The following is a 26724-nucleotide window of genomic DNA, read 5'->3' as shown; positions in this document are numbered from 1 at the left end:
ATCGGCTCGTGAGCACCCACCGCATCGACGCCACGCCCGCCACCGTCACCGACGTGTTCGACGCCGAGCGCCCTCCGGTGCTCCGGGTCGAACAGGGCGACACCGTCACGGTCCGGACACTGAGCGCCGCGGGCTACACCGAGCGCGAGGCGGAGCCCGGAGCCGAGGCGCCGACGCTCCTGCCGTCCCGACGCGGTCACTGCCTCGTGGGACCGGTCGCGGTGGCCGGCGCTCGTCCGGGTCAGGTGCTCGCCGTGCACTTCGACGACCTCGTGCCGGACGACTGGGGCTACACCGGCTCCGGCGGCGTGGACACACCCGTCAACCGAGCCCTCGGTCTGACGGACCCGGCGTCCCGAGGCCCGCTGCTGTGGGACGTCGACGCTGCCGCGGGCCGGGCGGTCAACCAGCTCGGGCTCGCGGTCCGGACGGCACCGTTCCTCGGGGTCGTCGGCCTGCCCCCGGAGCCGACCGGCGAGCACTCGACGATCCCCCCGCGGCCGGTCGGCGGTGGCAACGTCGACTGCCGGGAGCTCGTCGCCGGGTCGACGCTGTTCCTGCCGGTCACCGTGCCGGACGCCCTGCTCTGGGTCGGCGACGGCCACGCGGCGCAGGGGGACGGCGAGGTGTCCGGGACGGCGATCGAGTGCGGGATGACCACCACGATGACGCTGTCGCTGCTCGACGAGACACCGGTCGCCGGCATCCACGCGGACACCCCGGCCGGACGGATCACGTTCGGCTTCGACCCGGACCTCAACACCGCCACGACGATCGCGCTCGACGCGATGGTGGACTGGATCGCCGGCCTGTTCGACATCGGCCGCGCCGAGGCGCTCGCGATGGCGAGCGTTGCGGTGAGCATGCGCATCACCCAGGTCGCGAACCGCACCTGGGGTGTCCACGCCCTGCTCCCCGAGGGGGCGATCAGTCGCGATGCGGTCGCGGTGGCGCGCTGACGCACCGCGACGCGGACGGACTGGAGGCCCGGATCACGCGACCGACGCCGGTCACGTGATCCGGGCCTCCCGTCCGTCTGCCCACGTCAGTGGGCGCTGTAGCCGCCGTCCACCAGGTGGTAGCTCCCGCTGATGAACGACGCCTTGTCGCTCAGGAGGAACAGCACGAGCGCCGCGACCTCGGTGTCGGTGCCGAGCCGGCCGGCCGCGTGCTCCTGCTCGAGGGCGGAGAGGGCCTCGGCCGACAACGACGACCGCACGAGCGGCGTGTCGATGAAGCCCGGACCGACCGCGTTCGTGCGGACGCCCTGCGCCGTGTACTCGAGCGCGGCGACCTTGGTGAGCCCGACGAGCGCGTGCTTCGACGCGACGTAGGCGGCGTTCTGCGCGATGCCGACCGAGCCGAGCACGGAGGCCATGTTCACGATCGCCCCGCCGCCGGCAGCGAGCATCGCCGGGATCTCGTAGCGGAGGCCGTAGAAGACGCCGTCGAGGTCCACCGCACGCACGCGGTCCCAGGCGGCGACGTCGTACTCGCCGATCGGCTGCGGAGCGGCGCCGATGCCGGCGTTGTTCACGGCGAGGTGGAGCGCGCCGTACGTGTCGACGGCGAACTGCACCATCCGCTCGTTGTCGGCGGCGAGCGCGGAGTCGGCCTCGAACGCGCTCGCGGTCCCGCCGGCCGCTTCGATCTCGGACACCACGCGCCGCGCAGCGTCCTCGTTGACGTCGGTGACGACGACCGCTGCGCCCGCCGCGGCGAGCTCCTTCGCGATCGCTTCGCCGATGCCGCTGCCACCACCGGTGACGACTGCGACCTTGCCCTCGAACTCGGACATGTTCTCCTGCTCCCTTCGTTCTGAACAACACCTGTTGTCTACAGTCCGAACGGTACACCGGCGGCACGCATTCCCGTCCGCCCGACGCGGAACCAGTTCGTTCGCTGAACTAATTTGATAGGCTAACGACCATGCCCGCCCTCGCCACCCGTCCGTCGCTCGCGACGGACCTCCGGATCGCCGTGAACCGCCTCTCACGGACCCTGCGCAACCAGAAGGCGGACACGACCGTCACGGACGCGCAGTTCTCCGCCCTCGCCCGACTCCACCGCGACGGGGCGATGACCCTCGCCGACCTCAGCCGGCAGGACGGCGTCACCCCGCCGTCGATGACCAAGACCGTGGCCGTCCTGATGGACCGCGGCCTCGTGTCGAAGCACCTGCACGGCGACGACCGCCGCAAGGTCCTCATCGGCGCGACCGCAACGGGCGCGGCCTTCGTCGAGGAGACCCGACGGCGCCGCGACGACTGGCTCACCCCGCGTCTGACGGCGCTCACCCCGGCGGAGCGCGCGACGCTCACCGAGGCCACCGAGATCATGAGGAGGCTCGCACAACAGTGACGGCCATGTTCCGGTCCCTGGCGGGACGCAACTACCGCATCTGGTTCGCCGGCGCCCTGGTGTCCAACGTCGGCACCTGGATGCAGCGCACGGCACAGGACTGGATCGTCCTCACCCAGCTGTCCGACAACAACGCCGTCGCCGTGGGCGTCACGATGGCCCTCCAGTTCGGCCCGCAGCTGCTCCTCCTCCCCCTCACCGGGCTCGTCGCGGACCGGTTCGACCGCCGCACGGTGCTCATGCTGACCCAGGGCCTCATGGGCGCGCTCGGACTCGGGCTCGGCGTCATGGTGCTCACCCACACCGCGACCCTGTTGTCGCTCTACGGGTTCGCCCTCGCACTCGGCATCGTCGCCGCGTTCGACACCCCGGTCCGCCAGGCCTTCGTGTCCGACGTCGTGCAGGGCGGCGACGTCGCCAACGCCGTCGCGCTCAACTCCGCCTCGTTCAACGCCGCCCGGCTCATCGGCCCCGCCGTCGCCGGGGTACTCATCGCCGCGATCGGCTCCGGCTGGGTGTTCGTGATCAACGCCGGGTCGTTCCTGGCCGTCCTCGTCGCGCTGCGGTTCGTCGACCCCGCACAGCTCGCCGAGCGCGTCCGGCCGAAGCGCGGCAAGGGCCAGATCGTGGCGGGCTTCCGCTACGTGCGGACCCGACCGGACATCATCGTCGTGCTCTGCATGATCTTCGTCGTGGGGACGTTCGGCGTGAACTTCCCGATCTTCACCTCGACGATGGCCAAGGTCGAGTTCCACCGGGGCGCCGGCGAGTTCGGCCTGCTCAACTCGGTCATGGCGATCGGCTCCGTGCTCGGCGCCCTGCTGTCGGCACGCCGGGAGCGTCCGCGGATGCGCACGCTCGTCATCGCCTCCGCCGGGTTCGGTCTCGCGTGCACCGCCGCGGCCTTCGCGCCGACGTACTGGAGCTTCGCGGTCGTCCTCGTGTTCGTCGGGCTCGCGTCCCTGACCTTCATGACGACCGCGAACGCGCTCGTGCAGACCACCACCGAGCCCGCGATGCGCGGCCGCGTGATGGCGCTCTACATGGCGATCTTCGCGGGCGGCACCCCGATCGGCGCGCCGATCGTCGGCGCCATCGCGGACGCCTGGGGACCGCGGTGGGCGATCGGGGTCGGCGCGACGTCCGGGTTCGTCGCCCTGGCGATCGCCCTGGTCTGGCTCGTCCGGTTCGAGCGGTTCCGCCTCCGCTACGACGCGGACACACGACTGCACCTCGCGGTGACGCACGCGGTGCCGGTCGTCGGCCCGCGCGCGGCACGCGCCGCCTTCCGTCAGGAGCTCTCCCGCGACGAAGCCGTCGCCAACCGGTCCAGCGGCGTCTGACGGACGGGTCGCGTCACACGCTGACCGACGGTGCGCGCCGCCGGCCTGGAGGCACGGTGCGGCGCCGCCACGCGCCTCCAGGCCGGTGGACGGACCTGTCCGGCACCCGGGTCAGGAGACGGGAGCGGGTGCCTGGAAGACGCGCTCCTCGAGCGCGGCGTCGACGGCCGCCGCCGCGGAGGCCAGCTGCGCCGTGACCCCGGCGAGCGCCGCGAGCGCATCGCCCGGTGCGACCGCGTCCAGGGCCGCGACGGCCCGGCGGAACCCGGCCACCTGCTCGGCCACGCAGGCCGGCGCCACCCCGGCCAGGCCGTCCGCGGCGCGGTGCGCGAGGCACGCCAGCGCACGCGGGCTGTTGGTGTCGAGGAGGAGGAACGCCGCGGCCTCGGCCGGCTCGACCTCGGGGTGGGACCCACGGCGGAACGCCTCGCGCGCGCCGCACCCGCGCAGCGCGTCCGACCAGGAGTCCGCGGACTCGTCGTCGAGGAGCGCCGACCCGAGCAGCGCCGCGGTCGACCGGCAGCGGGTGATCGAGCGGCCGAGCGTGAAGAACGCCCAGACCTCGTCGCGGCTGGCGTCGCCGTCGACGACCCCGACGGCCAGGGCGCTCCGCTCCTTCGCCCAGGTGAGGAAGTCGTGGGCCCGGTCACCGCCGACCTTGCGGGGCATCCGGGACCGCGTCACGTCGAGGCAGTCCCAGAGCTCGGTGGAGACGACCTCGCGAGCCCTCCGGGCGCTGTCGCGTGCGACGGCGACGGCGCTCGCGATGGACGCGGGCTCGTGCCGGTCGAGCGCGAGCGCGTCGAGCGTCACGGCCGGTTCGGTGTCCCGGAGCACCGTGGCCCCGACCACCGCGCGGAGCGCCGCCGAGACGTCCTGGGCCTGCGCGCCGGCCACTGCTTGTCGTCGGACGACGTAGACGTCGAGGAGCCGGGCGACGACGTCGGTGTGCTCGACGGCGGCGCCGAGGCGGTAGACGCTCCCGGCGAGATGGCTCAGCACGTCCGCACCCGCATGCGGCGAACCTACTGAGCGGTCGTTGCCGGAGTGTTTCGGGCGCGCGTCACCGGTGTTGCATGGCCGATCGACGCGTGTTCGCTAGACAATCTAACTAGAGCGTCTAGCATCGTGGTATGACCGCCGAGGAAGCACGAGACTCCGCGGGGTTCTGGTACGACGAGCGCACGAGGGTCGACGCGGTCGACGTGCTGAACGCCCTCCGGCGGTACCGCAGCGCCGAGAACGCCGCACAGCGTCGCGCCCGCGAAGCGCTCGGCGTCGGGGAGAACGCCCTGCTCGCGCTCCGGGTGCTGCTCGATGCCGAACAGGCCGGGCGGCACGTCAACTCGAAGCAACTCGCCGAGGAGCTCGGCATCACCGCGGCCTCGACCTCGGCGCTCGTCGACCGGCTCGTCCGGAGCGGTCACGTCGAACGCCACCCCGATCCGCACGACCGTCGCGGGGTGTTCCTCACGGCGTCCGGCGAGTCGATGCGTCAGGCGCTGAGCGTCCTCGACCAGCTCGACGACAGCGGCGCCGCTGTGGCCTCGACCCTCGACGAACGGGACATCCGGGTGATCGTCGCCTTCCTCGAGGACATGACCCGGGTGGTCGACCACATCGCGCCGGAGGAGTCCCAGGCGGACGACGTCGCCGTCGCGTAGCCTCACCGCATGACGACGGCGGCGAGTACCGAGGGGCACGACCCCGAGGACGACATGCCGCTCGCCGAGCTCGACGCGCGTGCCCGGGCGGACGCCGCGCTCCGTCGCATCCGAGCGGGCGCCGACCCCACGCGCGAGGCCTTCGACCTGGCGAACACGATGAACGACGAGGCCGTCGGTCGGCTCTCGGGCGCGGTCCGACGCTGGTTCCGGCGGCGCTGAGGCGGTTCCGGCGGCGGTTCCGGCGGCGCTACGGCGCGCTGGCGCCACGACGTCGACCTGCGCCCCTCTCGGGGAACCGGGCCCGTGCCGTCGCGCGGGCCCGGCTCAGCCGTCGCCGGGCCCGGCTTAGCCGTCGCCGGGCTCGGCTCAGCCGCTCAGAAGGCGGTGCCGACCGCCGCGATGTCGTCGCCGCCGTGGCCCGCCGCACTCGCGTCGGCGTAGACCCGGCCGAGCGCCTCGAGCAGCACCGTCGAGACGCCTGCAGCGCGCGCGGCCTCCGCGATGAGCCCGATGTCCTTCCGCAGCCCGTCGAGCGCGAACTGCGCGGGGAAGGCGCCCTCGATCATCGACTCCCCCTTGGTGTGGGCGTACGGCGAGTCGCTGGCGCTGCCGTCGATGGCCTCGAGGAAGAGGGCCGGGTCGAGACCCAGGGACCGCGCGATCGCGAGGGACTGTCCGGTCGCGGCGGTGATGGAGGCGATCCAGGCGTTCGCCGCGAGCTTGAGCGCGGTGCCCTGCCCGACCTGCTCGCCCGCGCGGACGGTCTTCACCGCGATCGCCTCGAACACGGAGCCGAGCCCGTCCAGCACGTCGGCCGGTCCGGCGGCGAGGAGCGTCAGCTTGCCCTGCTCGGCGGGGGCCTTGGTGCCGAGCATCATCGCCTCCACCAGGGTGATGTCGTACTTGGCCGCGAGCTGCACGACCGTCTCGGTCCCCGCGGTGCCGATCGTCGAGGCCTGGACCCAGACGGCTTCCTCGGGAGCGTCCCCGGCTGCCTGCTCGAGGACGTCGACCACGGCGTCGGTGTCGAACAGCGTGAGGAGCACGACCTCGGCGTCCGCGACCGCCTCCGAGGGGGTGTCCACGACGGTCGCCCCGGCGTCGGCGAGCGGCTCGGCCCGCTCGCGGGTCCGGTTCCACACCGTCACGTCGTGCCCTGCCCGGCGGAGCGACCCCGCGACACCGGCACCCATCGCACCCGTTCCCAACACCGACACGCGCACGAGCGCCTCCGTCCTGTGCGGCACCGTGCCGCGACCGATCCGACGCTACGCCGCTCCGATCAGCGGATGCCCCGGGCCGCGAGCCAAGCCGCCGGGTCGACCGGCACACCGTCGACGAGCACCTCGAAGTGCAGGTGTGGACCCGTCGAGACACCGGTGCTGCCGACGGCACCGAGCTGCTGACCCGCGGCGACGGTCTGCCCGGGGACGACGTCGATGCGGGAGAGGTGCGCGGACCGGGTCTGCGTTCCGTCGGCGTGCTGCACGAGGACCTGGTTGCCGTACCCGCCGAGGACCCCGGCGGCGAGGACCCGACCGGGCAGGACGGCCACGACCGGCGTGCCCTCGGCAGCGGCGAAGTCGAGACCCTGGTGGTCGGTCGAGCAGGCGCCGCAGCCCACGACCTGGCGGCCACCGAAACCGCCGGCCACGGGCACGGTGCCCACGACGGGCCGGACGACACCGGACGCGGCGGGACGCGGTGTGGCGGGACGAGCCGCCGCCGTGGCACGGGTGGGCTCGGGCACGGGCCGGACGAGGGCCACGCCGAAGGTGTCACGGAGACCGACGGCGGTGCTGCCGTCGGGAGCGACGTACTGCTGCCCGACGGCGCCGACGCCCGGCGTCACGACCTGGGGCGTCGCGGCGAGGGCGGACTGCGGCGACCCGAGCGCCACGACCATGCACGCCGCGACCGCCGTCGCCGTGACGGGGACCGCCCGCGTGGAGGACACGGCGCCGGTGACCACGCGGAGCGGGACGGTGACCACGCGGAGCGGGACGGTGACCGCCTCTGTCAGCGTCCGGACGCGATCGCGCCGTCGGGCGTCGTGCTCGGCCGCGCGGAGGCTCCGTCGGGTCGGGAGCGCGGCACTCCGGTCGTCCCGGCGGGTCGGGAGCTCGGGGTGGAGCACCGGAGCGGCAGGAGGGGACACCGCCGCCCCGGTGGGTTCGGGGGTCCGCCCGCGGTCCGTCGTTCGGCGGGAACGACGGGTCGGGAGCGGGGTCGGGTTCGACACGACCTGCGGCTCAGACGCGGACGCGGCCGTCGCGGGTGATCCGCTCGACTTCCGCGGCCACGGCGTCCACGACCGCGCGGGTCACTGCGTCGGCGACGGCCTCGACGAGGGCGAGCTGCTCCTCGGCGACGGAGAGACCGACACCGAGGTCCGCGGTCAGGCGCTGTGGGATCGCGTCGATCGCGGCGACGAGCGACGCCGGGACGGACGCGGACAGTGCCGGCGAGGGCTCGCGACGACGGGCGGCGACGGCGTCGAAGAGGGGTGTGGAGGACATGCTGCTTGCCTTCCGGTCAGTGCGGTTGGGCGGACCGTTCGGTCGGTCCGGGGTGCCGACGGCACGCCTCCATTGAAGCACTGATATTTGGTATGCGCAATACTCAGTCGGGCTCGATGGCCGCGGTCGTGGGGTCGTCCCGACGGAGGACCTGCTTCACGCGCTCGACGATCGAGGCCGGCGGGTTGTTGTACGCGTTCGCGGGCTCCTGCCCGCTGAGCTCCTGGATCGCGGCCATCACGGCGTCGGTCGCATGGCGACGAGCACGGCCGGACGAGGCCTCACCGAAGGACGACAGGTCGAGGGGCTTCCCGAACTCGATCGTCACCTTCGCGAACCGCGGGACCTTCGAGCCGACGGGCTGCACGTCCTCGGTGCCGGTCAGCGCGACGGGGACGACGGGGGCACCGCTCGTGAGCGCCAGCCAGGCGACACCGGTCCGGCCCTTGTACAGGCGACCGTCGAGCGAGCGGGTGCCCTCGGGGTAGATCGCGAAGGCCTCCCCCGCCTCGAGTCGTTCGAGCCCGAGGTCGAGGGCGTGCTGCGCCGCGGACCCCGCACCACGCTCGACGCCGATCGCACCGATGCCGCCGAAGAACGCGCGCGACACCGCACCGCGGAGACCGGTCCCGGTGAAGTACTCCTGCTTCGCGAGGAACGACACCTTCCGCGGCGCCATGAGCGTGATCGCGGGCGAGTCGATGAACGAGCGGTGGTTGCTCGCGAGGATGACGGCGCCGTGCTTCGGGACGTTCCGCCGACCGACGATCCGCGGGCGCCACAGCAGTCGCGCGAGCGGTGTGACCACAGCGCGGCTCAGCACGGTGGCGAACTTCGTCGATCCGGACACCCGGGCCTCCTCGTGACGGGGTTCCGAGTGTAATGAGCGTCCTCCGCGGCACATGCCCGACACGGCATGCGATCCGCCCGTGCAGACGCAGCGCGCGGAGAACGGTCAGTCGGCAGCGGCAGCGACGACGTCGAGCACCGCCCGCCCGTACCGCTCGAGCTTCGCGGCGCCCACACCGGAGATCTCGCCGAGCTCGTCCACGTCGGCCGGCTTCACCGCCGCGATGCCCCGGAGCGTGGCGTCGTTGAACACCACGTAGGCGGGCACACCCTGTTCGCGTGCCTGCGCCGCGCGCCACGACCGGAGGGCCTCGAACAGCCCGACCGCCTCCTGCGGCATGTCCGTCACGACCGTACGACGCGAGCGGCCGGCTCGGGGGCTCTTCACCGGGTCGCGGCGCATGCGGACCACCACCCGCCCGGCGAGGACGTCGGCGCTCGTCGTGCTGAGGATGATCGTGCCGTAGCCGTCGCCCGACACCGCCATGAACCCCTGCGCGAGGAGCTGCCGGGCCACCGTGCGCCACTCCCCCTCGGACAGGTCGGCGCCGATGCCGAACGTCGCGAGCGAGTCGTGCCGGAGTTCCTGCACGCGCGGCGACTGCTTGCCGACGAGGATGTCGACGAGGTGCGCGACGCCGTACCGCTGGCCGCGCTCACGCTCGAGCCGGACCACGGTGGACAGGAGCTTCTGCGCGGGCACGGTGCCGTCCCACGACTCGGGCGGCGCGATGCACGTGTCGCAGTTGCCGCACGCCGTGCTCTCCTGCCCGAAGTAGGCGAGCAGCCGGACGCGTCGGCACTCGATGGTCTCGCAGAGGGCGAGCATGGCGTCGAGGTGCGCGCTGAGCTGGCGTCGGTGGGCCGCGTCGCCCTCGGACTGGTCGATCATCCGACGCTGCTGCACCACGTCGTTCAGCCCGTAGGCGAGCCACGCGGTCGAGGGCAGTCCGTCGCGGCCGGCACGACCGGCCTCCTGGTAGTAGCCCTCGACCGACTTCGGCAGGTCGAGGTGTGCCACGAAGCGGACGTCCGGCTTGTCGATCCCCATGCCGAACGCGATCGTCGCGACCATGACGACGCCGTCCTCGCGGAGGAAGGTCGACTGGTTGCGCTCGCGCACCCGGGCGTCGAGGCCGGCGTGGTACGGCAGCGCCGGGATGCCCTGCTCGGCCAGCGCCGCGGCGGTGCGTTCGACGGAGTTCCGCGAGAGGCAGTAGACGATGCCGGCGTCGCCGCTGTGCTCCGTCCGGATGAAGGTGAGCAGCTGCTGGAGCGCCCCGGTCTTGGGCTCGATCCGGTACTGGATGTTCGGCCGGTCGAAGTCGGCGACGAAGTGGGCGGCGTCGTCGAGACCGAGGCGCGCGGAGATCTCGCGGTGGGTCTGCGGGGTCGCCGTGGCCGTCAACGCGATCCGGGGCACCGCGGGCCAGCGCTCGTGCAGGACGCTCAGCTCGAGGTAGTCCGGCCGGAAGTCGTGCCCCCACTGGGCGACGCAGTGTGCCTCGTCGATGGCGAACAGCGCGATGCGGGCACGGTCGAGCAGCGCCCGCGTGCTCTCGAGCCGGAGCCGCTCGGGCGCGAGGTAGAGCATGTCGACCTGCCCGGACACGACGGCCTGTTCGACGCGGGCGCGCTCGTCGGGCCCCTGCGTCGAGTTGAGGAACGCCGCGCGCACGCCGTTGGCGGCGAGGGCGTCGACCTGGTCCTGCATGAGCGCGATGAGCGGCGACACCACGACCCCGACGCCGTCCCGCACGAGCGCGGGCACCTGGTAGCAGAGCGACTTGCCGCCACCGGTCGGCATGAGCACGAGGGCGTCGCCGCCGGAGACGACCTGGTCGATGATCGCGGCCTGCTCGCCGCGGAAGTCGTCGTAGCCCCACACGCGGTGCAGGACGTCGAGCGCGGCCGACCGCGACGGGGAGGTCGTGGCCGTCGTGCTCATGCCCCAAGCCTACGATCGGCCGGCGACACCCGCGGTCGCGTCCACAGGTCCCGCGGCGGCGTCGCCCGGAGGGTTCGCGGCGTCCGCCGACCCGGCCACCCCGTCGGCGTGCGCCGGCGCGCCGTCCCAGCCCGTGCCTCCCGGCCGGACCCAGCGCGACCCGCCCGCCCAGGCGGGGACCGGACCGCGGAAGCGGGGTGCCTCGCGCCCGGCGAAGCGACGATCGAGGCGGCGCCACCGCGCGAGGAGCTCCACCATGCCCCAGTACGCCAGCGACGTGCCCAGCGTGACGAGCCACCCCTGCCAGGTGCCGTTCGCGTCCTGCGACTGCAGGTCGATCCTCGACCAGCCCGGCGCCTGCAACACGAAGATCATGATGTTGTTGAACGCGTGCTGCAGGACCGTGGCCTCGAGCCCACCGGTGCGGAGCACGATGATCGCGGCGACGAGGCCGAACGACCCCACGTCGAGGATGCCCCAGACGTTGTAGCCGTTCGGGATGTGCAGCGAGGCGAAGACCACCGTCGACACCGCGACCGCGATGACGGTCCCGGCGCGGCGCGGGATCCACGACGCGATCGTCTGCATGAGGAAGCCGCGGAAGATGTACTCCTCGGCGGCGCCCTGGAACGGCACCAGCACGACGACGAGGGCGATCGTGAGCACGAGGGTCGACAGCGTGACGGTGGACTGCCCGATGGCGTCGTGGTCCCAACCGAAGCCGCCGTCCAGCGTGAGCATCGGCAGACCCTGCACCGCGAACATGATCGCCGCGATCACGAGGGTGGGGATCAGGCACCACGCGGTCCAGCCCCAGCGGACCCGGAAACGCACCGACGACAGGACGCCCCGCCCGAGCCCCGCGATCCGCACGGCCACGACGATCCCGGGGAGCAGCACCACGAGCGACACGAGCGACACCGACAGCGTCAGCGGGTCCGTCGGGTCGAGCGCGCCGCTCGAGAGCTTCTGCTCGAAGTCGATCAGGCCGTCCGCCCCGGAGGTCGCGCCGATCGGGATCGTGAACGCGATGACGATGAGGACCTGGGACACGAGGTACCAACCCGCCAGGACCGCCAGCGCCACGAGCGGACGCCACCACCGCCACCGGCCATCGATGCGGGGAAGTCGCTGGTAGGGAACGCTCACGCCGTGCAGGCTACCGGTGCGGGCAGGATGGGAGCCGTGCTCACCGTCGTCCTCGGCCTGTCCGGCGCCCTCGTCTACGGGTTCGCCGACTTCCTCGGCGGCCTCGCCTCGCGTCGCCTCCGCCCCGTCGTCGTCACGGCGGTGGCGGCGCTCGTCGGGATCGTGCCGCTCCTGGTGGGGCTCGTCGTCGTGGACTCGGCGTTCTCGGGCCGTGCGGTCGTGTGGGGCGCGGTCGCGGGCCTCGCGGGCGGCGCGGCCGTCCTCCTCCTCTACACGGCGCTCGCCATCGGGCCGATGAGCGTCCTCTCGCCGGTGACCGCCGTGTTCGCCGCGTGCGTCCCGGTCGTGGTCGCGGTGCTCCGGGGGACGGCGCTCTCGCCGCTCGCGGTGGGCATGCTCGTCGTCGCGGTCGTGGCGGTCGTGCTCGTGGCGTCCGTGCGGGACACGTCGGGGGCGCGGTTGACGGCCCGAGGGGTGGCCGCGGCGGCGGTCGCGGGGTGCGGGTTCGGTGGGATCGTGCTGGCGTACGACATGACGCCCGCCGACTCGGGCGTGGCGCCGCTCGTGGTGGCGCGGGCGCTGCAGGTGGTGCTGCTCGGGATGGCCGCGGTCGTGGTGGTGCGGCGCGGAGGCGGGGACGCAGGTGGCGGCGCCGGTGCGTCTGTTCGACGTGACGGCGCGGGTCGGCCTGGAGGCCCGGGCCGGCTGTCCGCGCCGGCTGCGGTCGGTCGTGTGCCCCTGCTGGCCGCGGGGCGGGCGCGCTGGTCCGGTCGGCTCGTCGCGACCGTCGTGGCGTGCGGCTTCTTCGACGCGCTCGCGAACGTCTTCGTGCAGGCCGGCCTGCACTCGAGCGACGACCCCCTCACGTTCCCGGTGATGAGCGTCCTGAACGCGCTCTACCCGATCGGGACGGTGGTGTTGGCGGGGGTCGTGCTGCGGGAGCGGTTGACGCCGCTCCAGCTCGTCGGGATCGTGCTGGCGTTCGGCGCGTCCGTCGGGCTCGCGCTGGTGTGAGGCCGCGGCGGGCGGCCGCGCGCCGGGCGGGCGGGCGCCGGGCGGCCGCGAGACTCGGGGTGAGCGACCGTTCTCGCGCGGACGGCCGCGAGAACGGTCGCCCAGCGCGAGACTCGGGCACGCGGCGGCGGGCGGCGGGCGGCGGCGGGCGGTCAGGCGTCGGGGATGAGGCGCTTGCCGAGCGACACCGTGAGGTCGTCCGCGTACCCGAGCGCTTCGTAGAAGCCGATGACCTGCTCGTTGCCGGCCCGCACCTGCAGGTTGAGCTTCGGGCAGCCCATCGCCGCGAGCCGCTGCTCGAACTCCTCCATGAGCCGCCGACCCAGCCCGGAGCCCTGCAGGTCGGGACGGACGGCGAGGTAGTTCACCCAGCCCCGGTGTCCGTCGAAGCCGGCCATGCCAGCCGCGACGACCCGGTCGACGGTCTCGACGGACCGGTCGCCCGCCTCGACGGCGACGAGGAAGAGCTCCGGCTGCACCGAGAGCTTGCGCTCGATGTCCCGCCGCGGGTCGTTCCACGGGCGGACGAGCCCGCACGCCTCCCACAGCGCGACGACCGCCTCGGTGTCGGGTCGGGCGAACGGCCGGATGACGTGCTCCATCTCCACACGGTAACGGTCCTGTGGAGAGCGCCGACACCCTGCCGTCGGCATGGGATGGTACAACTGTCCGAACCACCACAGGATCAGGAGCCTCGTGACCGCGCACGACACCATCCCGTCGCGCTCCGGCGACCAGGCGAGCGACGCGCCCACGCACCGCTCCCCGCGACGACGCCAGACCGTCGGCGGCGCGATCGTCTCGCTGATCGCCGAACTCCTCATCATCGCAGGCGCGGGCACCGGGCTCTACGTCGTGTGGACGGCGTGGTGGACCGATGTCGTGGCCGTGCAGAGGCAGACGAAGCTCGTCGAGGGCCTCGGTCAGGTCGACCCCCCCTCGCGCAGCGGCACCGAGCACCGCGGACCGGCTCCGGTGCTCGCGGAACCGAAGGACATCGAGGACGTCTTCGGCACGATGCAGATCCCCCGGTTCGGCGCGGACTACGACCGCCCGATCGGCGAGGGCACCGACCGCGAGAAGGTCCTCAACACCATCGGCCTCGGGCACTACCAGGACACCGCGATGCCCGGAGCCGAGGGCAACTTCGCCGTCGCGGGCCACCGGGTCACGTACGGCAAGCCGCTCAACCAGATCGCTGACCTCCAGGACGGCGACGCGGTCGTGGTGCGGGTGACCGACAAGGCGACGAAGTTCGACGTCTGGTACGTCTACAAGGTCACGGACTCGCAGATCGTCACCCCGGACAAGATCGAGACGATCGCGCCGGTCCCGAACAAGCCCGGGGTCGAACCCACGGCCGACGACCGCTGGCTGACGCTGACGGCCTGCCACCCGATGTGGTCCGCTGCCCAGCGCTACGTCGTGCACGCCAAGCTCGACTACTGGATGCCGGTGTCCGAGGGCACGCCGAAGGAGCTCGCCAAGTGATCTTCCCGCTCGTGTGGCGGATCCTGCCGGGTCCGACAGCGCTCAAGGTGATCGAGCTGGTCGTCCTGCTCGCCGCGATCGTGTTCGTGCTCTTCACGTGGGTGTTCCCGTGGATCGCGGCCGACATCCTGCCGCCGCCCGACGGCACCGTCGACTCGACACCGTCACCCTGACGCGAACACGGACAGAGACGCGGTTACGGACACAGACGTGGTTACGGACGCGGACGCGGTTACGGACGCGGACGCGGTTACGGACGCGGACGCGGACACGGCTGCTCGCCGGAGCACCCGCTGGCCCGTTCAGACCGTCGTCGTCACCCGCGAGGCGCCCGACGCGGTCCGACGCACCGCGATGCGCTCCGGGATCCGCTGCTTCAGCTCGTCGACGTGACTGACGATCCCGACCTGCCGTCCGCCCGCGGTCAGGCGCGAGAGCTGCACCAGCACGCCGTCGAGTGCCTCCGGGTCGAGCGTGCCGAACCCCTCGTCGACGAACAGCGTGCCGAGCGACACACCGCCCGCCTCGGCCTGCACGACGTCGGCGAGCCCGAGCGCCAGGCAGAGCGAGACGGTGAAGGTCTCGCCGCCCGACAAGCTGCGCGGATCGCGCACGGTTTCGGTGGTGTGGTCGTGGACGGCGAGCGCGAGCCCGGTCCGGCGTGCACGTGACCCCGACTCTCGCTCATCCGAGGTCTCGAGGGTGAAGCGTCCCGCGAGCATGTTCCGGAGCCGGTCGTTCGCGGCCGCGACGACGTCCTCGAAGCGGCGCATGAGCACGTAGGTGCCGAGGGTGATCCCGGACGGGTTGACCGCGGTCGCACCGTTCGCGACGTCGGCGAGCCGGACGACCGCTCGGCTCCGGACACTCGTCTCGTCGCGTGCTCGCACCGCGGCGGCGAGGTCCGCGGCGCAGCGACGCGCTGCGGCGGCCCGGTCGGTGGCGGTCACCGCCGCCCGGGTGGCCTCGTCGAGCACGGCGGCAGCGCCGGCCCGGTCGGCCGCGGCTGCGTCCAGGTCGAAGTCGGTGTCCATGTCGTCCGCCGCGGCCAGCACAGCGGGCTCGGCCAACCCCGCGTCGACGATCCCCCAGGCCGTGGTCGCGTCCTCGACGGTGCGTCGGAGGGCGTGTTCGGTCGACTCGTCGAGGAGCGCTGCCCGGGCTTCGACGACGTCGGTGAACCCGTGCTCCTCGAGCGCGGCGTCGACCTCCACCGCGCGGTCGGCGACGACGCGGTCGTCCTGCTCCACCGCGGCGTCCGCGCGTGCGATCGACTGCAGCACCGCCACCGCAGAGTCCACCGTGCGGACGGCCACGGCGATCCCGGCCGTGTCCGGCAGCTCCGGCGAGCCCGGGACGGGCAGCGCGGTCAGCCGCTCGACGGCAGCTCGGACCGCTCCGAGGTCGTGCTCCAGGCGCTCGGCGTCCGCGTCGATCGACGTGGCGAGGACGGCGCGACGTGTGTCGACGTCGTTCCGGGTCCGTTCGAGCGCCCGGGTGGTCTCGTCGTGCGCGGTCAGCTCGCGGTCGAGGCCGCTCACGAGGTCCGCCGCCGCGCGGGCTGCCTGCACCGCCGCGGCGGCGCGCTCGACGGCGGCTGCCAGGTCAGCGTCGTCCAGGGCTCCGACCGACTCGGTCAGCCGCCGGTGCTCCGCCTGCGCGACCCGGAGGTCGGCCGCAGCGTCCGCGAGGGTCTGCTCCGCCCGCCGCGCCCGCTCGGCCGCAGCGTCGATCGCCTCCGCCGTCGGGTGGTCGTCCTGCGGGGCGGCCGGCGCCGGGTGCTCGACGGCACCGCAGACCGGACACGGCGTGCCGTCCGCGAGCGCGGCGCCGAGTTCCCCGGCGAGCCCGGCGATGCGGCGGTCACGGAGGTCGCGCTCGATCCCGAGCGCGGACTCCGCCGCCGTGCGGGCGGCCACGACGGTCTGTTCCGCGACCGACACCTGTGCAGTGGCGACGGCCAGCGCATCGCGCTCGCGCTGGAGCCCGGCGAGGCGCTCGACCTCGTGTGCCGCCCCCGTCGCTCCGGCGGCCAGCGCCGCGGCGTCGGTCGCGCGGGCGACGAGCGCGAGGCGGTCGGCGGGCCGGTCCGCGAGCTGCCGCTGGAGGTCGGCCAGTCGCTCGTCGAGGGCGGCCCGGTCGGCGCGTGCGGCGTCGAGCGCGGTTGCCCGGGCGTCGAGTCGCGACGCCGTGTCGACCAGGTGCCGTTCGGCGTCGGCGGCGGTCCGGAGCCGGTCGGCGAGCCCTTCGACGTCGTGCTCGTGGTCGAGGCCGTGTCGCTCGCGGAGGGTCGCGGCGTCGGCTCGGGCCGCGGCCGCACGGTCGCGCGCGGCGTCGAGGCTGTCCGCGAAGCCGACGACCCGAGCCGCTCGGGCCGACCGGTCGAGTCGCCGACGTGCGGCCTCGACCGACTCGGTCTGCTGCTCGAGCGTCGCCCGGCGGGCCAGGAGCTCGCGACGCCGGCCCACCGCTGCCGCGCGGGCCCGGAGGAGGGTCTCCTGCTCGGACGCCGTGGTCGCCGTCGTCGCGGCCTCGACCCGGGCAGCCTCGGCGGCGGACGCTGCTGCGCCGAGGTGGTCGACCGTGCCCGGGACGTCCGACTCGGCCGCCGACTCGACCCCGGCCGCCTCGGAGAACCGTGCGAGTGCATCGCGGACGCGCGCATCGGCGCCTTCGACCTCGGCGAGGACCGCGCGGCGTCGGGCCGCGAGCTCCTCGGCGGTGCGGTCGTAGACCTGGGTGCCGAACAGGGACTGCAGGAGCTTCCGGCGGTCTTCCCCGGGCGACCGCAGGAACCGCGCGAACTCGCCCTGGGGCAGGACGACCGTCTGCAGGAACTGTGCCCGGTCGAGCCCGACGATCCGGACGACCTCGGCGCCGACCTCCGGGATCCGGGCGGACAGGGGCTCCCCCGCGGGGTCGGTCGGGGAGGCGAGCCGGACGAGCTGGGCGGACGCCTGCTGCTTCACGGTGCCGGACCCGCGCTGCTTCGGCCGGTCGTACTGCGGGGTCCGCCGGACGCGGAACACCCCGGCGCCGGTCTCGAACACGAGCTCGACGTACGGTTCGACGGACGGGTCGGCGTGCTGGCTGTGCAGGCGGTCGCTGCTGGCGTCCGACCCCGCGAGACCGCCGTAGAGGGCGAACACGACGGCGTCGATGATCGTCGACTTGCCGGATCCCGTCGGCCCTTCGAGCAGGAAGACCCCGGATGCCGCGAGCGCGGCGAAGTCGATGGTCACCGTGTCCGCGTACGGGCCGATGGCACGGAGCTCCAGGCGGTGCAGGTACATCAGCGGTCCCCCTCGGTCTGCAGCACCCGCGCGGCCGCCTCGTACGCCTCGGTCAGGACGGCGCGGTCGTCGTCGTCCGGCAGCGCGCCCGTGGCGAAGGCGACGAAGTCCGCGGCGACCTCGACCGGGTCGGACGTCGCCGTGACCGCACGCGCCGCGGGTCGCGCGACGGCGTCGGCCGGCTCGTGGGTGATCGCGAGGGCGTGCGGCAGGTGGTCCTTCACCCGCGCGTACATGCGCTCGGGGTGCACCGTGTCGGTGACGGCGACACGGACCCAGGCGTCGGCGTCCGCCGCGAAGTCGCCGGACTCGATCGAGGCGATGGCCGCCCGGACGTCGACGAGCCGTCGCGGCACCGGGGCGGGGAGCAGTTCGACGGCGACCGTGCCGTCGGCAGCGAGGTCGACGAGCGTGACCGACTTCGCCTGGTGCCGCTCGCCGAACGAGAACGCGAGCGGGGACCCGGCGTACCGCACGCGGTCCCCGTCGCCCACCCGCTGCGGTCCGTGCAGGTGGCCGAGGGCGACGTAGTCGAACCCGTCGAAGGCGGACCGGGCGACCATGTCGACCCCGCCGACGCGGATGTCCTGCTCGCTGTCGCTCGGTTGCGCGCCACCGACGAAGGCGTGGGCCACGACGACGCTCCGCGTGCCGGGACGGCCGGCCAGGTCGGCCCGGATGCGGTCGGTGGCGGCACCCACCACGGCCTGGTGGGAGCGGGCGAGCGGCTCGTCCGGGACGTCGGCGAGGGCCCACCGCGTCAGGTCGGGGTGCAGGTAGGGGATGCCGTAGACGGCGACCGTGCCGTCCGGGTCGTCGACGAGCACCGGCGTGCCGATGCCCGCGGGTTCGGCGAGGATCCGCACCCGCTGACCCATCACCCCGGCGCCGAACCCGAGCCGAGCGGCCGAGTCGTGGTTGCCCGGGGTGATGACGACGGTGGCGTGCTCGGCGAGGCGCTCGAGTGCGCGCGAGAGCATGCGGACCGCCTCGACCGGCGGGATCGCCCGGTCGTAGACGTCGCCGGCGACCACCACGAGGTCGACCGCGCGTGCCCGGACGACGTCGACGAGGTGGTCGAGGAAGGCCCCCTGGTGGTCGAGGAGGTCGGCTCCGAGCAGGGTGCGACCGAGGTGCCAGTCGCCGGTGTGCAGGATCCGCATGCGGTCACGGTAGCGCCGCCCACGGACATCCCCCGGCGCCCCGCGGCCCCTGTGGACGGAAGCCGTCGTGGTCAGGCGCAGGCAGCCGACCCCAGGCCGACGACCGAGAGCACCCGCACCCGTACCGTCTGCGGGCTGAGCACCGTCCACGTGCCCCCGAGGTTCGTGCGGAGGCGGAGGTCGTAGGTCCCGACGACGAGCAGGCCGCCGCCGCGGTAGGTCAGCGAGGTCGCGCCGCCGTCCGCGGTCGCGACCTGCGTCCCGCCGGACACGAGGTCGAAGCTGTACGGCTCGCCGATGCCGGGCGTGGTCGGGTAGGTCCAGGAGATCGTGACGCTGTCACTGCTCGCCGGGGCGCACGACAGCGTCAGGACCGCCTGTGGCGTCCCCGCCCCGTAGTTCGACGCCGAGCCGGTCGTCCGCGAGAACGGGGCCGCGACCGCGGACGGTGGCGCCAGGGTCCCGACCCCGACGGTGAGCAGCACCACGGCGGCCGTGCCGCCGAGCCGGCGCAGCCGGTGCTGCGGACGGCGTCGTCGCCCGTGTCCGCGCGGCGACCGGCGTGTGCCGGGCGGGGATCCGTCGGCCTGGAGGGACGTGACGGGCCCGCCCCGCGCCTCCAGGCCGGTCGAGGGGTCGCCCCCGGGGTCGTCCGGTGGGTCGCCGGGGTCCGCGGGTTCGTCGACGAGCCGCCGGAGCGAGCCGTCCACCGTGCACAGGGCGAGCACCGCGGCGAGGCCGAGCCCGAGCAGCACGAGCCGCACCCAGTCGCCGTCGTGGAGCCAGGTGACCGGCGCGGCGATGAACGGGATGCGGAGGAAGGCCACACCGTGCACCGCGGACCGCTCGAGCGGCGTCGAGTCCGCCTGCGGGTTGGCGTCGCCCTTCGTGACGATGCTGCCGCCGGGGCCCTCCTCCACGAACCGGTGCATCCGGAGGTGGCCGGACACGTCGGGGTCGTCGGCGAGCAGGATCCGGCCCGGCCTGACCTCGTCGGGCGGTACCGGCCGGGAGACGACGACGTCACCGGGCGCCAGCCGCGGCGCCATCGACCCGGTCATCACCGTGGTGGGTTGCCAGCCGATGAGCGCCGGCGCAGCCGCCCAGAGCGCGAGCCCGAGGAGCCCGGCCACGACCGCGCGGGCCGCGGTCGCCACGACCACCCGCCCCCAGTCGACGGCGTCACGCAGCACGGCCCGGGGCAGGTGACCACCGGGCACCGCGGTGCTGACCACGAGGACCTCCGACCTGGCGTGCGACGACGGGACCGTGCGGGCGGATCAGCTGTTCTGGGCCTCCCACGTGAACCCGAGGGCCGCCGTGCCGCCCTGGATCGAGTTCGGCGCCGAGGTCGGGACGGTGTACGTGAACCGGTAGACGCGGGTCTCGGACGCGGTGCCGGTCGGGGCCCACGTGCCGATGCCGGAGGCGAAGTTCGTCGACGTCGAGCCGAAGCCGCCGACCGTGCCCGTGTAGAGGGTGCCGCTCGTCGCCGCGGCGGTGAAGCCCGTGCACGAGCCGAAGCCGCCGCCGGTGCCCTGCTCGACGGTGAGGTTGATGTTGGTCGCGAGCGCGTTCGTCGTCGCCGCGTTCGTCCCGTACAGCTTGACGGTCGAGGGCAGCGACCCCGTGGACGTCACCGCGATGCAGTTGGTGCCGGTCGACCCGGGCTTCAACCCCGTGACGGTGAACAGCGCGGTGTTGGCGTCGTCGTCGGAGAGTGCGACCGTGCCGGCGGTCCAGTTGCTCGTCGGGTTGACGGTGGTGGCGGAGAACGCGGAGTAGGAGGCGGTCGAGACGACGACGCCCGAGGCGACGAGTGCGGCGGGGACGGCGATCCAGGCGGCGAGACGGGCAGCGCGAGGCGTGACACGGGACATGGGTGTGCTCCAGCGGAGAAGTGATCTGATCGGTGGCCGGCCCGGACCCGCGGTGGTTGGTCGCGCTGCGTGCCGTGGCGGCGGTCGAGGTGAGCGACCGTCGTGTTGTTACGATCGTCAAGCTACTCGATCGCCGTGCGACACACAAGACACGGCTCGGCCCCCTGTCGGGGTAGTTTGATCGTTGAGCTACTTGCGTACACTGGACGAACGCGGCTCCCACCGCGTCGGCCACCCCCACCCGAGAGAACCGCGATGTCGGACACCACCCCCGTCCTCCCCGGACGCAGAGCCACCGAGCTGCCGCCGGCGCCGGCCTCCCCCGACGTCCTCGTGCCCGCGTCGGACGCCGAGCTCGATCGACTCGTCGACGCGTTCCGGCGGTTCCAGGCCCGGCACACGCAGGCCCTGGACCGTGCGAGCGCGGCGCGTGACCTCGGCCCGACCGACGCACGGCTCGTCTTCCACCTCGCCGCCGCGGACGGCGAGGGGATGACCCCGAAGGACGCCAGGGCGTTCCTCCAGCTGTCGACCGGCGCCATGACGTCGCTCATCGACCGCCTCGAGCAGCGCGGGCACCTCGAGCGCCGTCCGAACCCGAACGACCGCCGGAGCATCCTCCTGCACCTCACACCGTCGGGCGCCGGGATCGCCGAGGAGCTCAGCGCACCGTGGCGGACCGCCTTCGCCGACGCCGTCGCGCCGGCCGCACGCACGGCGCTCGCGGAGGTCTTCGAGCAGGTCGGCGACGCCCTCGCGCACCGCGCGTAGCGTCGCGGGCATGACACCCGCTGCACTCCTCACCGAAGCGTTCTCCCGCGTCCCGGCGACCGTCGGCCGCGCCCTCGACGGCCTGTCCGAGGACCAGCTCGCCGCCCGGCCCGCGGCGGGAGCGAACACGCTGGCCTGGCTCGCGTGGCACACCGCCCGGGGCCAGGACGCACAGGTCGCGGACCTCGCGGGCTCCGAGCAGGTCTGGACCGCGGACGGCTGGGCCCGGCGGTTCGGCCTGCCGTTCCCCGCGGAGGCACTCGGGTACGGCATGTCCCGGGACGACGTCGGTCGTGTCCGTGCGTCGGCGGACCTGCTGTCCGGCTACCTCGACGCGGTCACCGCCCGGACCGTCGCGTACCTCGGCACGCTGACCCCGGAGGACCTCGACGCGGTCGTGGACGACGCCTGGGACCCGCCCGTGACCGCGGGCGTCCGGCTCGTCAGCATCCTCGACGACTGCGTCCAGCACGCCGGTCAGACCGGGTACGTGCGCGGTCTGCTCTTCTGCAACCGCTGACGCGGCTGCTCCAGCAACCGACGGGAGGCACGGTGCCAGCTGGCACCGTGCCTCCCGTCGGTCCGTCCGTGCGTCAGCGCGCCGCGAGCTCCGCGACCAGGCGGTCGCCGGGGGCGGCCTCCACGAGGTCGGCCTCGATCTCGGCGTTGTCGAGGATGCCCTCGATCTTGCGCCGGCGGTTCCGGGTGACGATCGTCACGACCGTGCCCTCGGCTCCGGCGCGGCCCGTGCGGCCGGAGCGGTGCATGTACGCCTTGTAGTCGTCTGGTGCGTCGGCCTGCACCACGAGCGACACGTCGTCGACGTGGATCCCGCGGGCCGCGACGTCGGTCGCCACGAGCACGTTCACCCGGCCGCTGGTCAGCAGCCCGAGGTTCCGGGTGCGCCGCGACTGGTTGAGGTCGCCGTGGAGCGAGGTCGCGCGGATGCCGGCGTCCTCGAACTGGTCGGCGAGCCGCTCGGCGTACGCGCGGGTGCGGGCGAAGACGATGGTCTTGCCGGAGCCTGCGACGAGCTCCTCGAGCAGCTGGTCCTTCTGGCGCTGTTCGACCACGAGCACGCGGTGGTCGATCGTCGAGGACGCCTGGTCTTCACCGGCGACCTCGTGGACGCTCGGCTCGTGCAGGAACTCCGACACGAGCGAGGCCACCTGGGCGTCGAGGGTCGCGCTGAACAGGAGCTTCTGCGCGCGGTTGCCCTGCGGCGTGACCTCGGCGGTCGCGGAGAGGATCTCGCGGACCGGCTCGAGGAACCCGAGGTCGCACATGTGGTCGGCCTCGTCGAGCACGGAGATGATGACCTCGCTGAGGTCGAGCTTCCCCTTGTTCATGAGGTCCTGGACGCGACCGGGCGTACCGACGATGATGTCGACGCCGCGCTCGAGGGCACCCTCCTGGCGGCCGTACGGGACACCGCCGTAGATCTGGGTCGTGAAGAGCCCGACCGAGCGGGCGATCGGCTGCACCGTGCGGTCGATCTGCAGGGCGAGCTCGCGGGTCGGCGCGAGGATGAGCGCGCGTGGGGCTCGACCCATCTTCCGCTTGGTGCCGCCGCCGTGCTCCATGAGCTTCTCGACGAGGGGCGCACCGAACGCGATCGTCTTGCCGGAACCCGTGCGACCACGGCCGAGCACGTCCTTGCCGGCGATGACGTCGGGGATCGTGGCGGCCTGGATCGGGAACGGGGTCGCGGCGCCGAGCTCGGCGAGTGCGCGGGAGATGTTGCCGCCGATGCCGAGGTCGCCGAAGGTCACGCCCTCGACGTCGGCCGCGACGGTGGCCTCGGCCTGGAGCTTCTCGAGCTTGACGTCGTCGGCCGGCACGTACGGCGTGCGGGTCTCGTCGCGGTCCGAGCGGTCGCGGCGCGGACGGTCCTCGTCGAACGAACGGCGCGGGCGGTCGTCGAAGCGACGGGGGGCACGGTCGCGGTCGTCGCGGTCGAAGCGCTCGCGGCGGGGACGGTCCTCGTCGAAGGAGCGGCGCGGGGCGCGCTCGTCACGGTCGAACCGGCGCGGGGCACGGTCGTCCTGGTCACGACGTGGCGCACGGTCACGGTCGTCACGGTCGAAGCGACGGGGACGGTCGTCACGGTCGAAGCGACGCGGACGGTCGTCCTGGTCACGACGAGGTGCACGGTCGCGGTCGTCGCGGTCGAACCGACGCGGCGCGCGATCGTCGCGCTCGAACCGACGCGGCGCGCGATCGTCGCGCTCGAACCGACGCGGCGCGCGATCGTCGCGCTCGAAGCGGCGGGGTGCACGGTCATCGTGGTCACGACGCGGTGCACGGTCACGGTCGTCACGGTCGAAGCGACGCGGGGCACGGTCGTCACGATCACGACGCGGCGCACGGTCACGATCGTCGCGGTCGAACCGACGCGGAGCGCGGTCGTCCTGATCGCGGCGGGGCCCGCGGTCGTCACGGTTCCAGCGGCTCTGGCCGCCCTCGCGGGGCTCCCAGTTCGGGCGCGCGGGACGGTCGCCCTGTGCGCCGCGGCCGCGACGCTCCTCGGCGTCCCAGCGCTGCTTCTGGCGCGGCTGCGACGGATCGGCTGCGCGGAAGCCGCGGTGCTTGCTGCTGCGAGCGGCGGGGGTGCCGTTCGGGTGGCGGACGCGGTCGGAGGCACGGTTGTCCGCGCCGCCCTTGTTGTACGGGGCCATGGCTACTTTCCTGGGGTGCAGAACGTCCGCAGGGCCCGGCAGCGACATCGGCGCAGGCAGCGTGCGGAGAGGGGGTTCTTCCCGTCGCGGATCGACGTGAATCCAGCCCTCGAGCAACACACACCCAGACGAACACTCCGTGATCACAATGTCACGGCGTCGAGAGCCGACCGCGTGAGTCTACGCGATCCGGCGACGCGTGGCCAGCCCGTGCAGAGGCGAGGCGCGTGGCGGGGGCGAGCCGTGCCTCCCGGCCGGGTGGGAGCCCGGTCAGGACTCGGCGAGCCGACGACGTTGCTCGGCCACGTCGAAGTCCGCGGGCGGCCACGTGAGCTGCATGTCCTCGAGCGCGCGGAGCAGGAGCTGCTGCACCGCCAGCCGGGCGTACCACTTCCGGTTCGCCGGCACGACGTACCAGGGCGCCTGCGGGGTCGACGTCCGCTCGAGGGCGATCTGGTACGCCTCCTGGTAGTCGTCCCACAGCAGGCGCTCGTCGATGTCGCCGGGGTTGAACTTCCAGTGCTTGTCAGGCCGGTCGAGCCGGTCGCCGAGGCGTTCGCGCTGCTCGTCCTTCGAGATGTGCAGCATGACCTTGACGATCGTGGTGCCCGCCGCGACCAGGCGGTCCTCGAAGTCGACGATGGCCCCGTAGCGCCGCTCGATCTCCTCCGGCGGGGCGAACGACCGGACGCGCTGGATGAGGACGTCCTCGTAGTGGGAGCGGTCGAACACCCCGAGCTGTCCGGCTCCGGGCAGCTCGCGCTCGATCCGCCAGAGGAAGTCGTGCTCGCGCTCCTCGGCCGTCGGGGCCTTGAAGCCTGCGTAGTGGACACCGTTCGGGTCGACGGCGCCGACGACGTGCGAGACGATGCCGCCCTTGCCCGCCGTGTCCATCGCCTGCAGCACGAGGAGCACCCGGCGTTCGTCGCCCGCCGTGGACGACGCGTGCAGGCGTTCCTGGAGCGCGGAGAGCCGGGCGGCGCCGGCGGCGAGCGCTTCGAGCCCGTCGATCTTCCGGCCGGGGAACCCCGGGGTGGCGTCGGGGTCGACGCGGTCGAGGCGGAAGCCCTCCTCGACGCGGAGCAGTGGTTCGGGGTCGGCGTTCCAGGCCTTGCGACGGCTCACGGGTCCTCCTGCGGGGTCTCGTCCCACTGCGGGTCTGGTCCCATCCTGGCACCGGGACCCCGTCCTGGCACCGGAGGCGGGCGCGCGGGCCGGGGCGCCGGGTTAGCGTTGTCGGGATGGGAACCGGACGCCGCACCGTGCTCGCAGTCGTCGGCGTGCTCGCGGCGCTGCTGACGGTGGCCGCCTGCAGCGCGGACCCGACCGGCGACCGGAACACGACCGTCACCGCGGACCCGGTCATCTACCCGCTGTCGCTCCGGTACCACGGGATCGACGTCGTCGCGGACGTACCGTACGGGTCCGCCCCGCTGCAGCGACTCGACGTGTGCCTGCCCGCGGACAGTCCTCCCGACACCACCGCCACGCCCACGGCCACCGCTGCGCCGTCCGCGGGAGCCACGACCTCGGGGGCCTCGGCCTCGGCCTCGGCGGACCCGCGGGCGCTCGCCCGGGCATCGAGCACCGCCAGGCCCGCCGTGATGATGATCCACGGCGGGAGCTGGTCGCACGGCGACAAGGCGACCGCCGCCTACCGGTCGGTCTGCCAGTACCTCGCGTCGGAGGGCTTCGTCACCTTCAACGTCGACTACCGGCTCGCTCCGACCGACCCGTTCCCGGCCGGCTTCGACGACGTCCGCCGCGCGCTCGACTGGGTGTTCCGGCCGGCGACGCTCGAGACATACGACGTCGACCGGGACCGCGTCGGGCTGTTCGGCGGGAGCGCCGGGGGCAACCTCGCCGCCCTGCTCGCGGTCACCGACCACGAGTCACCCGCGTACGCCGAGGGCGACCGGATCCGGGCCGTCGTCGACCTGAGCGGTCCGACGGACCTGACGAGCCGCTCGACCGAGGCCGACGGGGTGTCCGCGTCGTTCCAGCGGAAGCAGCTGCTCTACCTCGGCTGCCGGACGTACTCGCGCTGTCCGGCGGCCGAGCGGGCATCGCCGATGTCGCAGGTGACGGCGGACACCCCACCGTTCTTCATCGGGCACTCGACCGACGAGTTCATCCCGCTCTGGGAGTCGACGGAGTTCGCGACCGCGCTCCGGGACCACGACGTGCCGGTCACGTTCGTGCAGGTGGAGGGGACGGCGCACTCGATCGCCCAGCTCGACGAGGCCATGAGCAAGCGGGTCGTCGCGTTCCTGCGCGACCGGCTCGGCTGACGGGTCCCGACGCGCCACCCTGACGGACGGGAGGCACGCCGGCGGCCCGCACCGCGCCTCCCGTCCGCCGTCGGGTCGCCTGCGCGACGGATCGATGCCGCTGCGCCGGGGTCGCGCGGAATGCGTGGCAGACGTCGCCTCGCGATGTGGCAGTTCCGGTGCCACGGACCCGGGTCCTGCGTACCGGAACTGCCAGCGGCGCAACGGATCTCGCTGGTCCCGGCGCGCCGTGCACCGGAACGGCCACGCACACCAGGACCTGCCGGTCTGGCGGTGTCGGCGCCGCGTCCCCTGCCCGGGTGCCACC

Annotated in this window: 26 protein-coding genes; 11 read left to right on the top strand and 15 right to left on the bottom strand. The window is 73.6% G+C overall.

All coding sequences use genetic code 11. The features are described from left to right. Positions 1-8: 8 nt before the first annotated feature. Entirely contained in the window at positions 9-959 is a 951-nt protein-coding gene (locus tag IEY20_RS12130) for an acetamidase/formamidase family protein (protein WP_175327403.1), read from the top strand. Between the two features lie 86 nt (positions 960-1045). Here the strand turns inward: IEY20_RS12130 and IEY20_RS12125 are convergent, their stop codons facing one another. Beyond that, on the bottom strand, positions 1046-1798 hold the full coding sequence (locus tag IEY20_RS12125) for an SDR family NAD(P)-dependent oxidoreductase (protein ID WP_022902264.1): 753 nt from the start codon (positions 1796-1798) through the stop codon (positions 1046-1048). A 131-nt stretch (positions 1799-1929) separates the two neighbouring features. Here IEY20_RS12125 and IEY20_RS12120 point away from each other — a divergent pair, with 131 nt between their 5' ends. Both IEY20_RS12120 and IEY20_RS12115 read left to right on the top strand, forming a co-directional pair. Next, complete coding sequence (locus IEY20_RS12120) at positions 1930-2361, top strand: MarR family winged helix-turn-helix transcriptional regulator (RefSeq protein ID WP_175327402.1); 432 nt, start codon at positions 1930-1932, stop codon at positions 2359-2361. A 5-nt stretch (positions 2362-2366) separates the two neighbouring features. Further along, positions 2367-3704, top strand: coding sequence for an MFS transporter (locus IEY20_RS12115; protein ID WP_217504126.1), 1338 nt, complete (start codon positions 2367-2369; stop codon positions 3702-3704). 111 nt (positions 3705-3815) lie between these two features. On the opposite strand, the gene IEY20_RS12110 is transcribed toward IEY20_RS12115, so the two are convergent. Next, complete coding sequence (locus IEY20_RS12110) at positions 3816-4706, bottom strand: alpha-E domain-containing protein (RefSeq protein ID WP_175327401.1); 891 nt, start codon at positions 4704-4706, stop codon at positions 3816-3818. A gap of 131 nt (positions 4707-4837) precedes the next feature. Between IEY20_RS12110 and IEY20_RS12105 the strand changes: the two genes are divergently transcribed. Both IEY20_RS12105 and IEY20_RS12100 read left to right on the top strand, forming a co-directional pair. Further along, positions 4838-5368 carry a MarR family winged helix-turn-helix transcriptional regulator gene (locus IEY20_RS12105; protein ID WP_188889173.1) on the top strand — a complete coding sequence of 177 codons (531 nt, stop codon included), beginning with the start codon at positions 4838-4840 and terminating at the stop codon, positions 5366-5368. Positions 5369-5377: 9 nt separating this feature from the next. After that, a complete protein-coding gene (locus IEY20_RS12100) occupies positions 5378-5590 on the top strand; it encodes a hypothetical protein (protein WP_022903235.1) in 213 nt (70 codons plus the stop codon). A gap of 155 nt (positions 5591-5745) precedes the next feature. Here the strand turns inward: IEY20_RS12100 and IEY20_RS12095 are convergent, their stop codons facing one another. From IEY20_RS12095 to IEY20_RS12070, 6 genes are all read right to left on the bottom strand, one after another. Continuing rightward, positions 5746-6588, bottom strand: a complete 843-nt coding sequence (locus tag IEY20_RS12095; RefSeq protein WP_204620637.1) for an NAD(P)-dependent oxidoreductase — start codon at positions 6586-6588, stop codon at positions 5746-5748. 65 nt (positions 6589-6653) lie between these two features. Continuing rightward, positions 6654-7529 carry a M23 family metallopeptidase gene (locus IEY20_RS12090; protein WP_175327399.1) on the bottom strand — a complete coding sequence of 292 codons (876 nt, stop codon included), beginning with the start codon at positions 7527-7529 and terminating at the stop codon, positions 6654-6656. A gap of 94 nt (positions 7530-7623) precedes the next feature. Continuing rightward, on the bottom strand, positions 7624-7890 hold the full coding sequence (locus tag IEY20_RS12085) for a hypothetical protein (protein WP_175327398.1): 267 nt from the start codon (positions 7888-7890) through the stop codon (positions 7624-7626). A 103-nt stretch (positions 7891-7993) separates the two neighbouring features. Continuing rightward, positions 7994-8740, bottom strand: coding sequence for a lysophospholipid acyltransferase family protein (locus IEY20_RS12080; protein ID WP_229728031.1), 747 nt, complete (start codon positions 8738-8740; stop codon positions 7994-7996). Between the two features lie 105 nt (positions 8741-8845). Beyond that, positions 8846-10687, bottom strand: coding sequence for a DNA helicase RecQ (gene recQ, locus IEY20_RS12075; protein WP_188889171.1), 1842 nt, complete (start codon positions 10685-10687; stop codon positions 8846-8848). 9 nt (positions 10688-10696) lie between these two features. Beyond that, positions 10697-11836 (bottom strand): CPBP family intramembrane glutamic endopeptidase, encoded by a 1140-nt coding sequence (locus IEY20_RS12070; protein WP_175327395.1) that lies wholly within the window; start codon positions 11834-11836, stop codon positions 10697-10699. 36 nt (positions 11837-11872) lie between these two features. Between IEY20_RS12070 and IEY20_RS12065 the strand changes: the two genes are divergently transcribed. Beyond that, the gene (locus IEY20_RS12065) at positions 11873-12850 is read left to right on the top strand and encodes an EamA family transporter (RefSeq protein ID WP_175327394.1); all 978 of its coding nucleotides are present in this window, start codon (positions 11873-11875) and stop codon (positions 12848-12850) included. Between the two features lie 152 nt (positions 12851-13002). Here IEY20_RS12065 and IEY20_RS12060 read toward each other — a convergent pair whose 3' ends face one another. After that, positions 13003-13452 (bottom strand): GNAT family acetyltransferase, encoded by a 450-nt coding sequence (locus tag IEY20_RS12060; protein ID WP_175327393.1) that lies wholly within the window; start codon positions 13450-13452, stop codon positions 13003-13005. Between the two features lie 94 nt (positions 13453-13546). Between IEY20_RS12060 and IEY20_RS12055 the strand changes: the two genes are divergently transcribed. Both IEY20_RS12055 and IEY20_RS12050 read left to right on the top strand, forming a co-directional pair. Continuing rightward, entirely contained in the window at positions 13547-14341 is a 795-nt protein-coding gene (locus IEY20_RS12055) for a class E sortase (protein ID WP_229728029.1), read from the top strand. After that, positions 14338-14514 (top strand): hypothetical protein, encoded by a 177-nt coding sequence (locus IEY20_RS12050; RefSeq protein WP_022903036.1) that lies wholly within the window; start codon positions 14338-14340, stop codon positions 14512-14514. The genes IEY20_RS12055 and IEY20_RS12050 overlap by 4 nt, the downstream gene beginning before the upstream one ends. Before the next feature lie 129 nt (positions 14515-14643). Here IEY20_RS12050 and IEY20_RS12045 read toward each other — a convergent pair whose 3' ends face one another. From IEY20_RS12045 to IEY20_RS12030, 4 genes are all read right to left on the bottom strand, one after another. Continuing rightward, positions 14644-17634, bottom strand: coding sequence for an AAA family ATPase (locus IEY20_RS12045; RefSeq protein ID WP_175327391.1), 2991 nt, complete (start codon positions 17632-17634; stop codon positions 14644-14646). Further along, positions 17634-18797, bottom strand: a complete 1164-nt coding sequence (locus tag IEY20_RS12040) for a metallophosphoesterase family protein (RefSeq protein ID WP_175327390.1) — start codon at positions 18795-18797, stop codon at positions 17634-17636. The genes IEY20_RS12045 and IEY20_RS12040 overlap by 1 nt, the downstream gene beginning before the upstream one ends. 71 nt (positions 18798-18868) lie before the next feature. Beyond that, positions 18869-20032, bottom strand: coding sequence for a S24/S26 family peptidase (locus IEY20_RS12035; RefSeq protein WP_175327389.1), 1164 nt, complete (start codon positions 20030-20032; stop codon positions 18869-18871). A gap of 45 nt (positions 20033-20077) precedes the next feature. Continuing rightward, on the bottom strand, positions 20078-20677 hold the full coding sequence (locus IEY20_RS12030; protein ID WP_175327388.1) for a M73 family metallopeptidase: 600 nt from the start codon (positions 20675-20677) through the stop codon (positions 20078-20080). A gap of 255 nt (positions 20678-20932) precedes the next feature. On the opposite strand from IEY20_RS12030, the gene IEY20_RS12025 reads away from it, so the two are divergent. Then, positions 20933-21448 (top strand): MarR family winged helix-turn-helix transcriptional regulator, encoded by a 516-nt coding sequence (locus tag IEY20_RS12025; RefSeq protein ID WP_175327387.1) that lies wholly within the window; start codon positions 20933-20935, stop codon positions 21446-21448. Between the two features lie 10 nt (positions 21449-21458). Beyond that, a complete protein-coding gene (locus IEY20_RS12020) occupies positions 21459-21968 on the top strand; it encodes a mycothiol transferase (protein ID WP_175327386.1) in 510 nt (169 codons plus the stop codon). A gap of 73 nt (positions 21969-22041) precedes the next feature. On the opposite strand, the gene IEY20_RS12015 is transcribed toward IEY20_RS12020, so the two are convergent. Both IEY20_RS12015 and IEY20_RS12010 read right to left on the bottom strand, forming a co-directional pair. Next, positions 22042-24126, bottom strand: coding sequence for a DEAD/DEAH box helicase (locus IEY20_RS12015; protein ID WP_175327385.1), 2085 nt, complete (start codon positions 24124-24126; stop codon positions 22042-22044). A gap of 270 nt (positions 24127-24396) precedes the next feature. Further along, positions 24397-25251, bottom strand: coding sequence for a PPK2 family polyphosphate kinase (locus IEY20_RS12010; protein ID WP_022903332.1), 855 nt, complete (start codon positions 25249-25251; stop codon positions 24397-24399). Between the two features lie 116 nt (positions 25252-25367). On the opposite strand from IEY20_RS12010, the gene IEY20_RS12005 reads away from it, so the two are divergent. Continuing rightward, entirely contained in the window at positions 25368-26417 is a 1050-nt protein-coding gene (locus IEY20_RS12005; RefSeq protein WP_175327384.1) for an alpha/beta hydrolase, read from the top strand. Positions 26418-26724: the final 307 nt, after the last annotated feature.

This window comes from Curtobacterium luteum, from assembly GCF_014646995.1.
Classification (GTDB): Bacteria; Actinomycetota; Actinomycetes; order Actinomycetales; family Microbacteriaceae; genus Curtobacterium; species Curtobacterium luteum.
Note: the sequence above shows the minus strand (reverse complement) of the source record. Positions and strands in the feature narration are given on the sequence as shown.

Coding starts and splice junctions, on each gene's coding strand:
- IEY20_RS12060 (WP_175327393.1), bottom strand. CDS start 13,452: ATGGAGCACGTCATCCGGCCGTTCGCCCGACCCGACACCGAGGCGGTC.
- IEY20_RS12105 (WP_188889173.1), top strand. CDS start 4,838: ATGACCGCCGAGGAAGCACGAGACTCCGCGGGGTTCTGGTACGACGAG.
- IEY20_RS12030 (WP_175327388.1), bottom strand. CDS start 20,677: ATGTCCCGTGTCACGCCTCGCGCTGCCCGTCTCGCCGCCTGGATCGCC.
- IEY20_RS12020 (WP_175327386.1), top strand. CDS start 21,459: ATGACACCCGCTGCACTCCTCACCGAAGCGTTCTCCCGCGTCCCGGCG.
- IEY20_RS12015 (WP_175327385.1), bottom strand. CDS start 24,126: ATGGCCCCGTACAACAAGGGCGGCGCGGACAACCGTGCCTCCGACCGC.
- recQ (WP_188889171.1), bottom strand. CDS start 10,687: ATGAGCACGACGGCCACGACCTCCCCGTCGCGGTCGGCCGCGCTCGAC.
- IEY20_RS12040 (WP_175327390.1), bottom strand. CDS start 18,797: ATGCGGATCCTGCACACCGGCGACTGGCACCTCGGTCGCACCCTGCTC.
- IEY20_RS12115 (WP_217504126.1), top strand. CDS start 2,367: ATGTTCCGGTCCCTGGCGGGACGCAACTACCGCATCTGGTTCGCCGGC.
- IEY20_RS12045 (WP_175327391.1), bottom strand. CDS start 17,634: ATGTACCTGCACCGCCTGGAGCTCCGTGCCATCGGCCCGTACGCGGAC.
- IEY20_RS12120 (WP_175327402.1), top strand. CDS start 1,930: ATGCCCGCCCTCGCCACCCGTCCGTCGCTCGCGACGGACCTCCGGATC.
- IEY20_RS12100 (WP_022903235.1), top strand. CDS start 5,378: ATGACGACGGCGGCGAGTACCGAGGGGCACGACCCCGAGGACGACATG.
- IEY20_RS12025 (WP_175327387.1), top strand. CDS start 20,933: ATGTCGGACACCACCCCCGTCCTCCCCGGACGCAGAGCCACCGAGCTG.
- IEY20_RS12125 (WP_022902264.1), bottom strand. CDS start 1,798: ATGTCCGAGTTCGAGGGCAAGGTCGCAGTCGTCACCGGTGGTGGCAGC.
- IEY20_RS12005 (WP_175327384.1), top strand. CDS start 25,368: ATGGGAACCGGACGCCGCACCGTGCTCGCAGTCGTCGGCGTGCTCGCG.
- IEY20_RS12085 (WP_175327398.1), bottom strand. CDS start 7,890: ATGTCCTCCACACCCCTCTTCGACGCCGTCGCCGCCCGTCGTCGCGAG.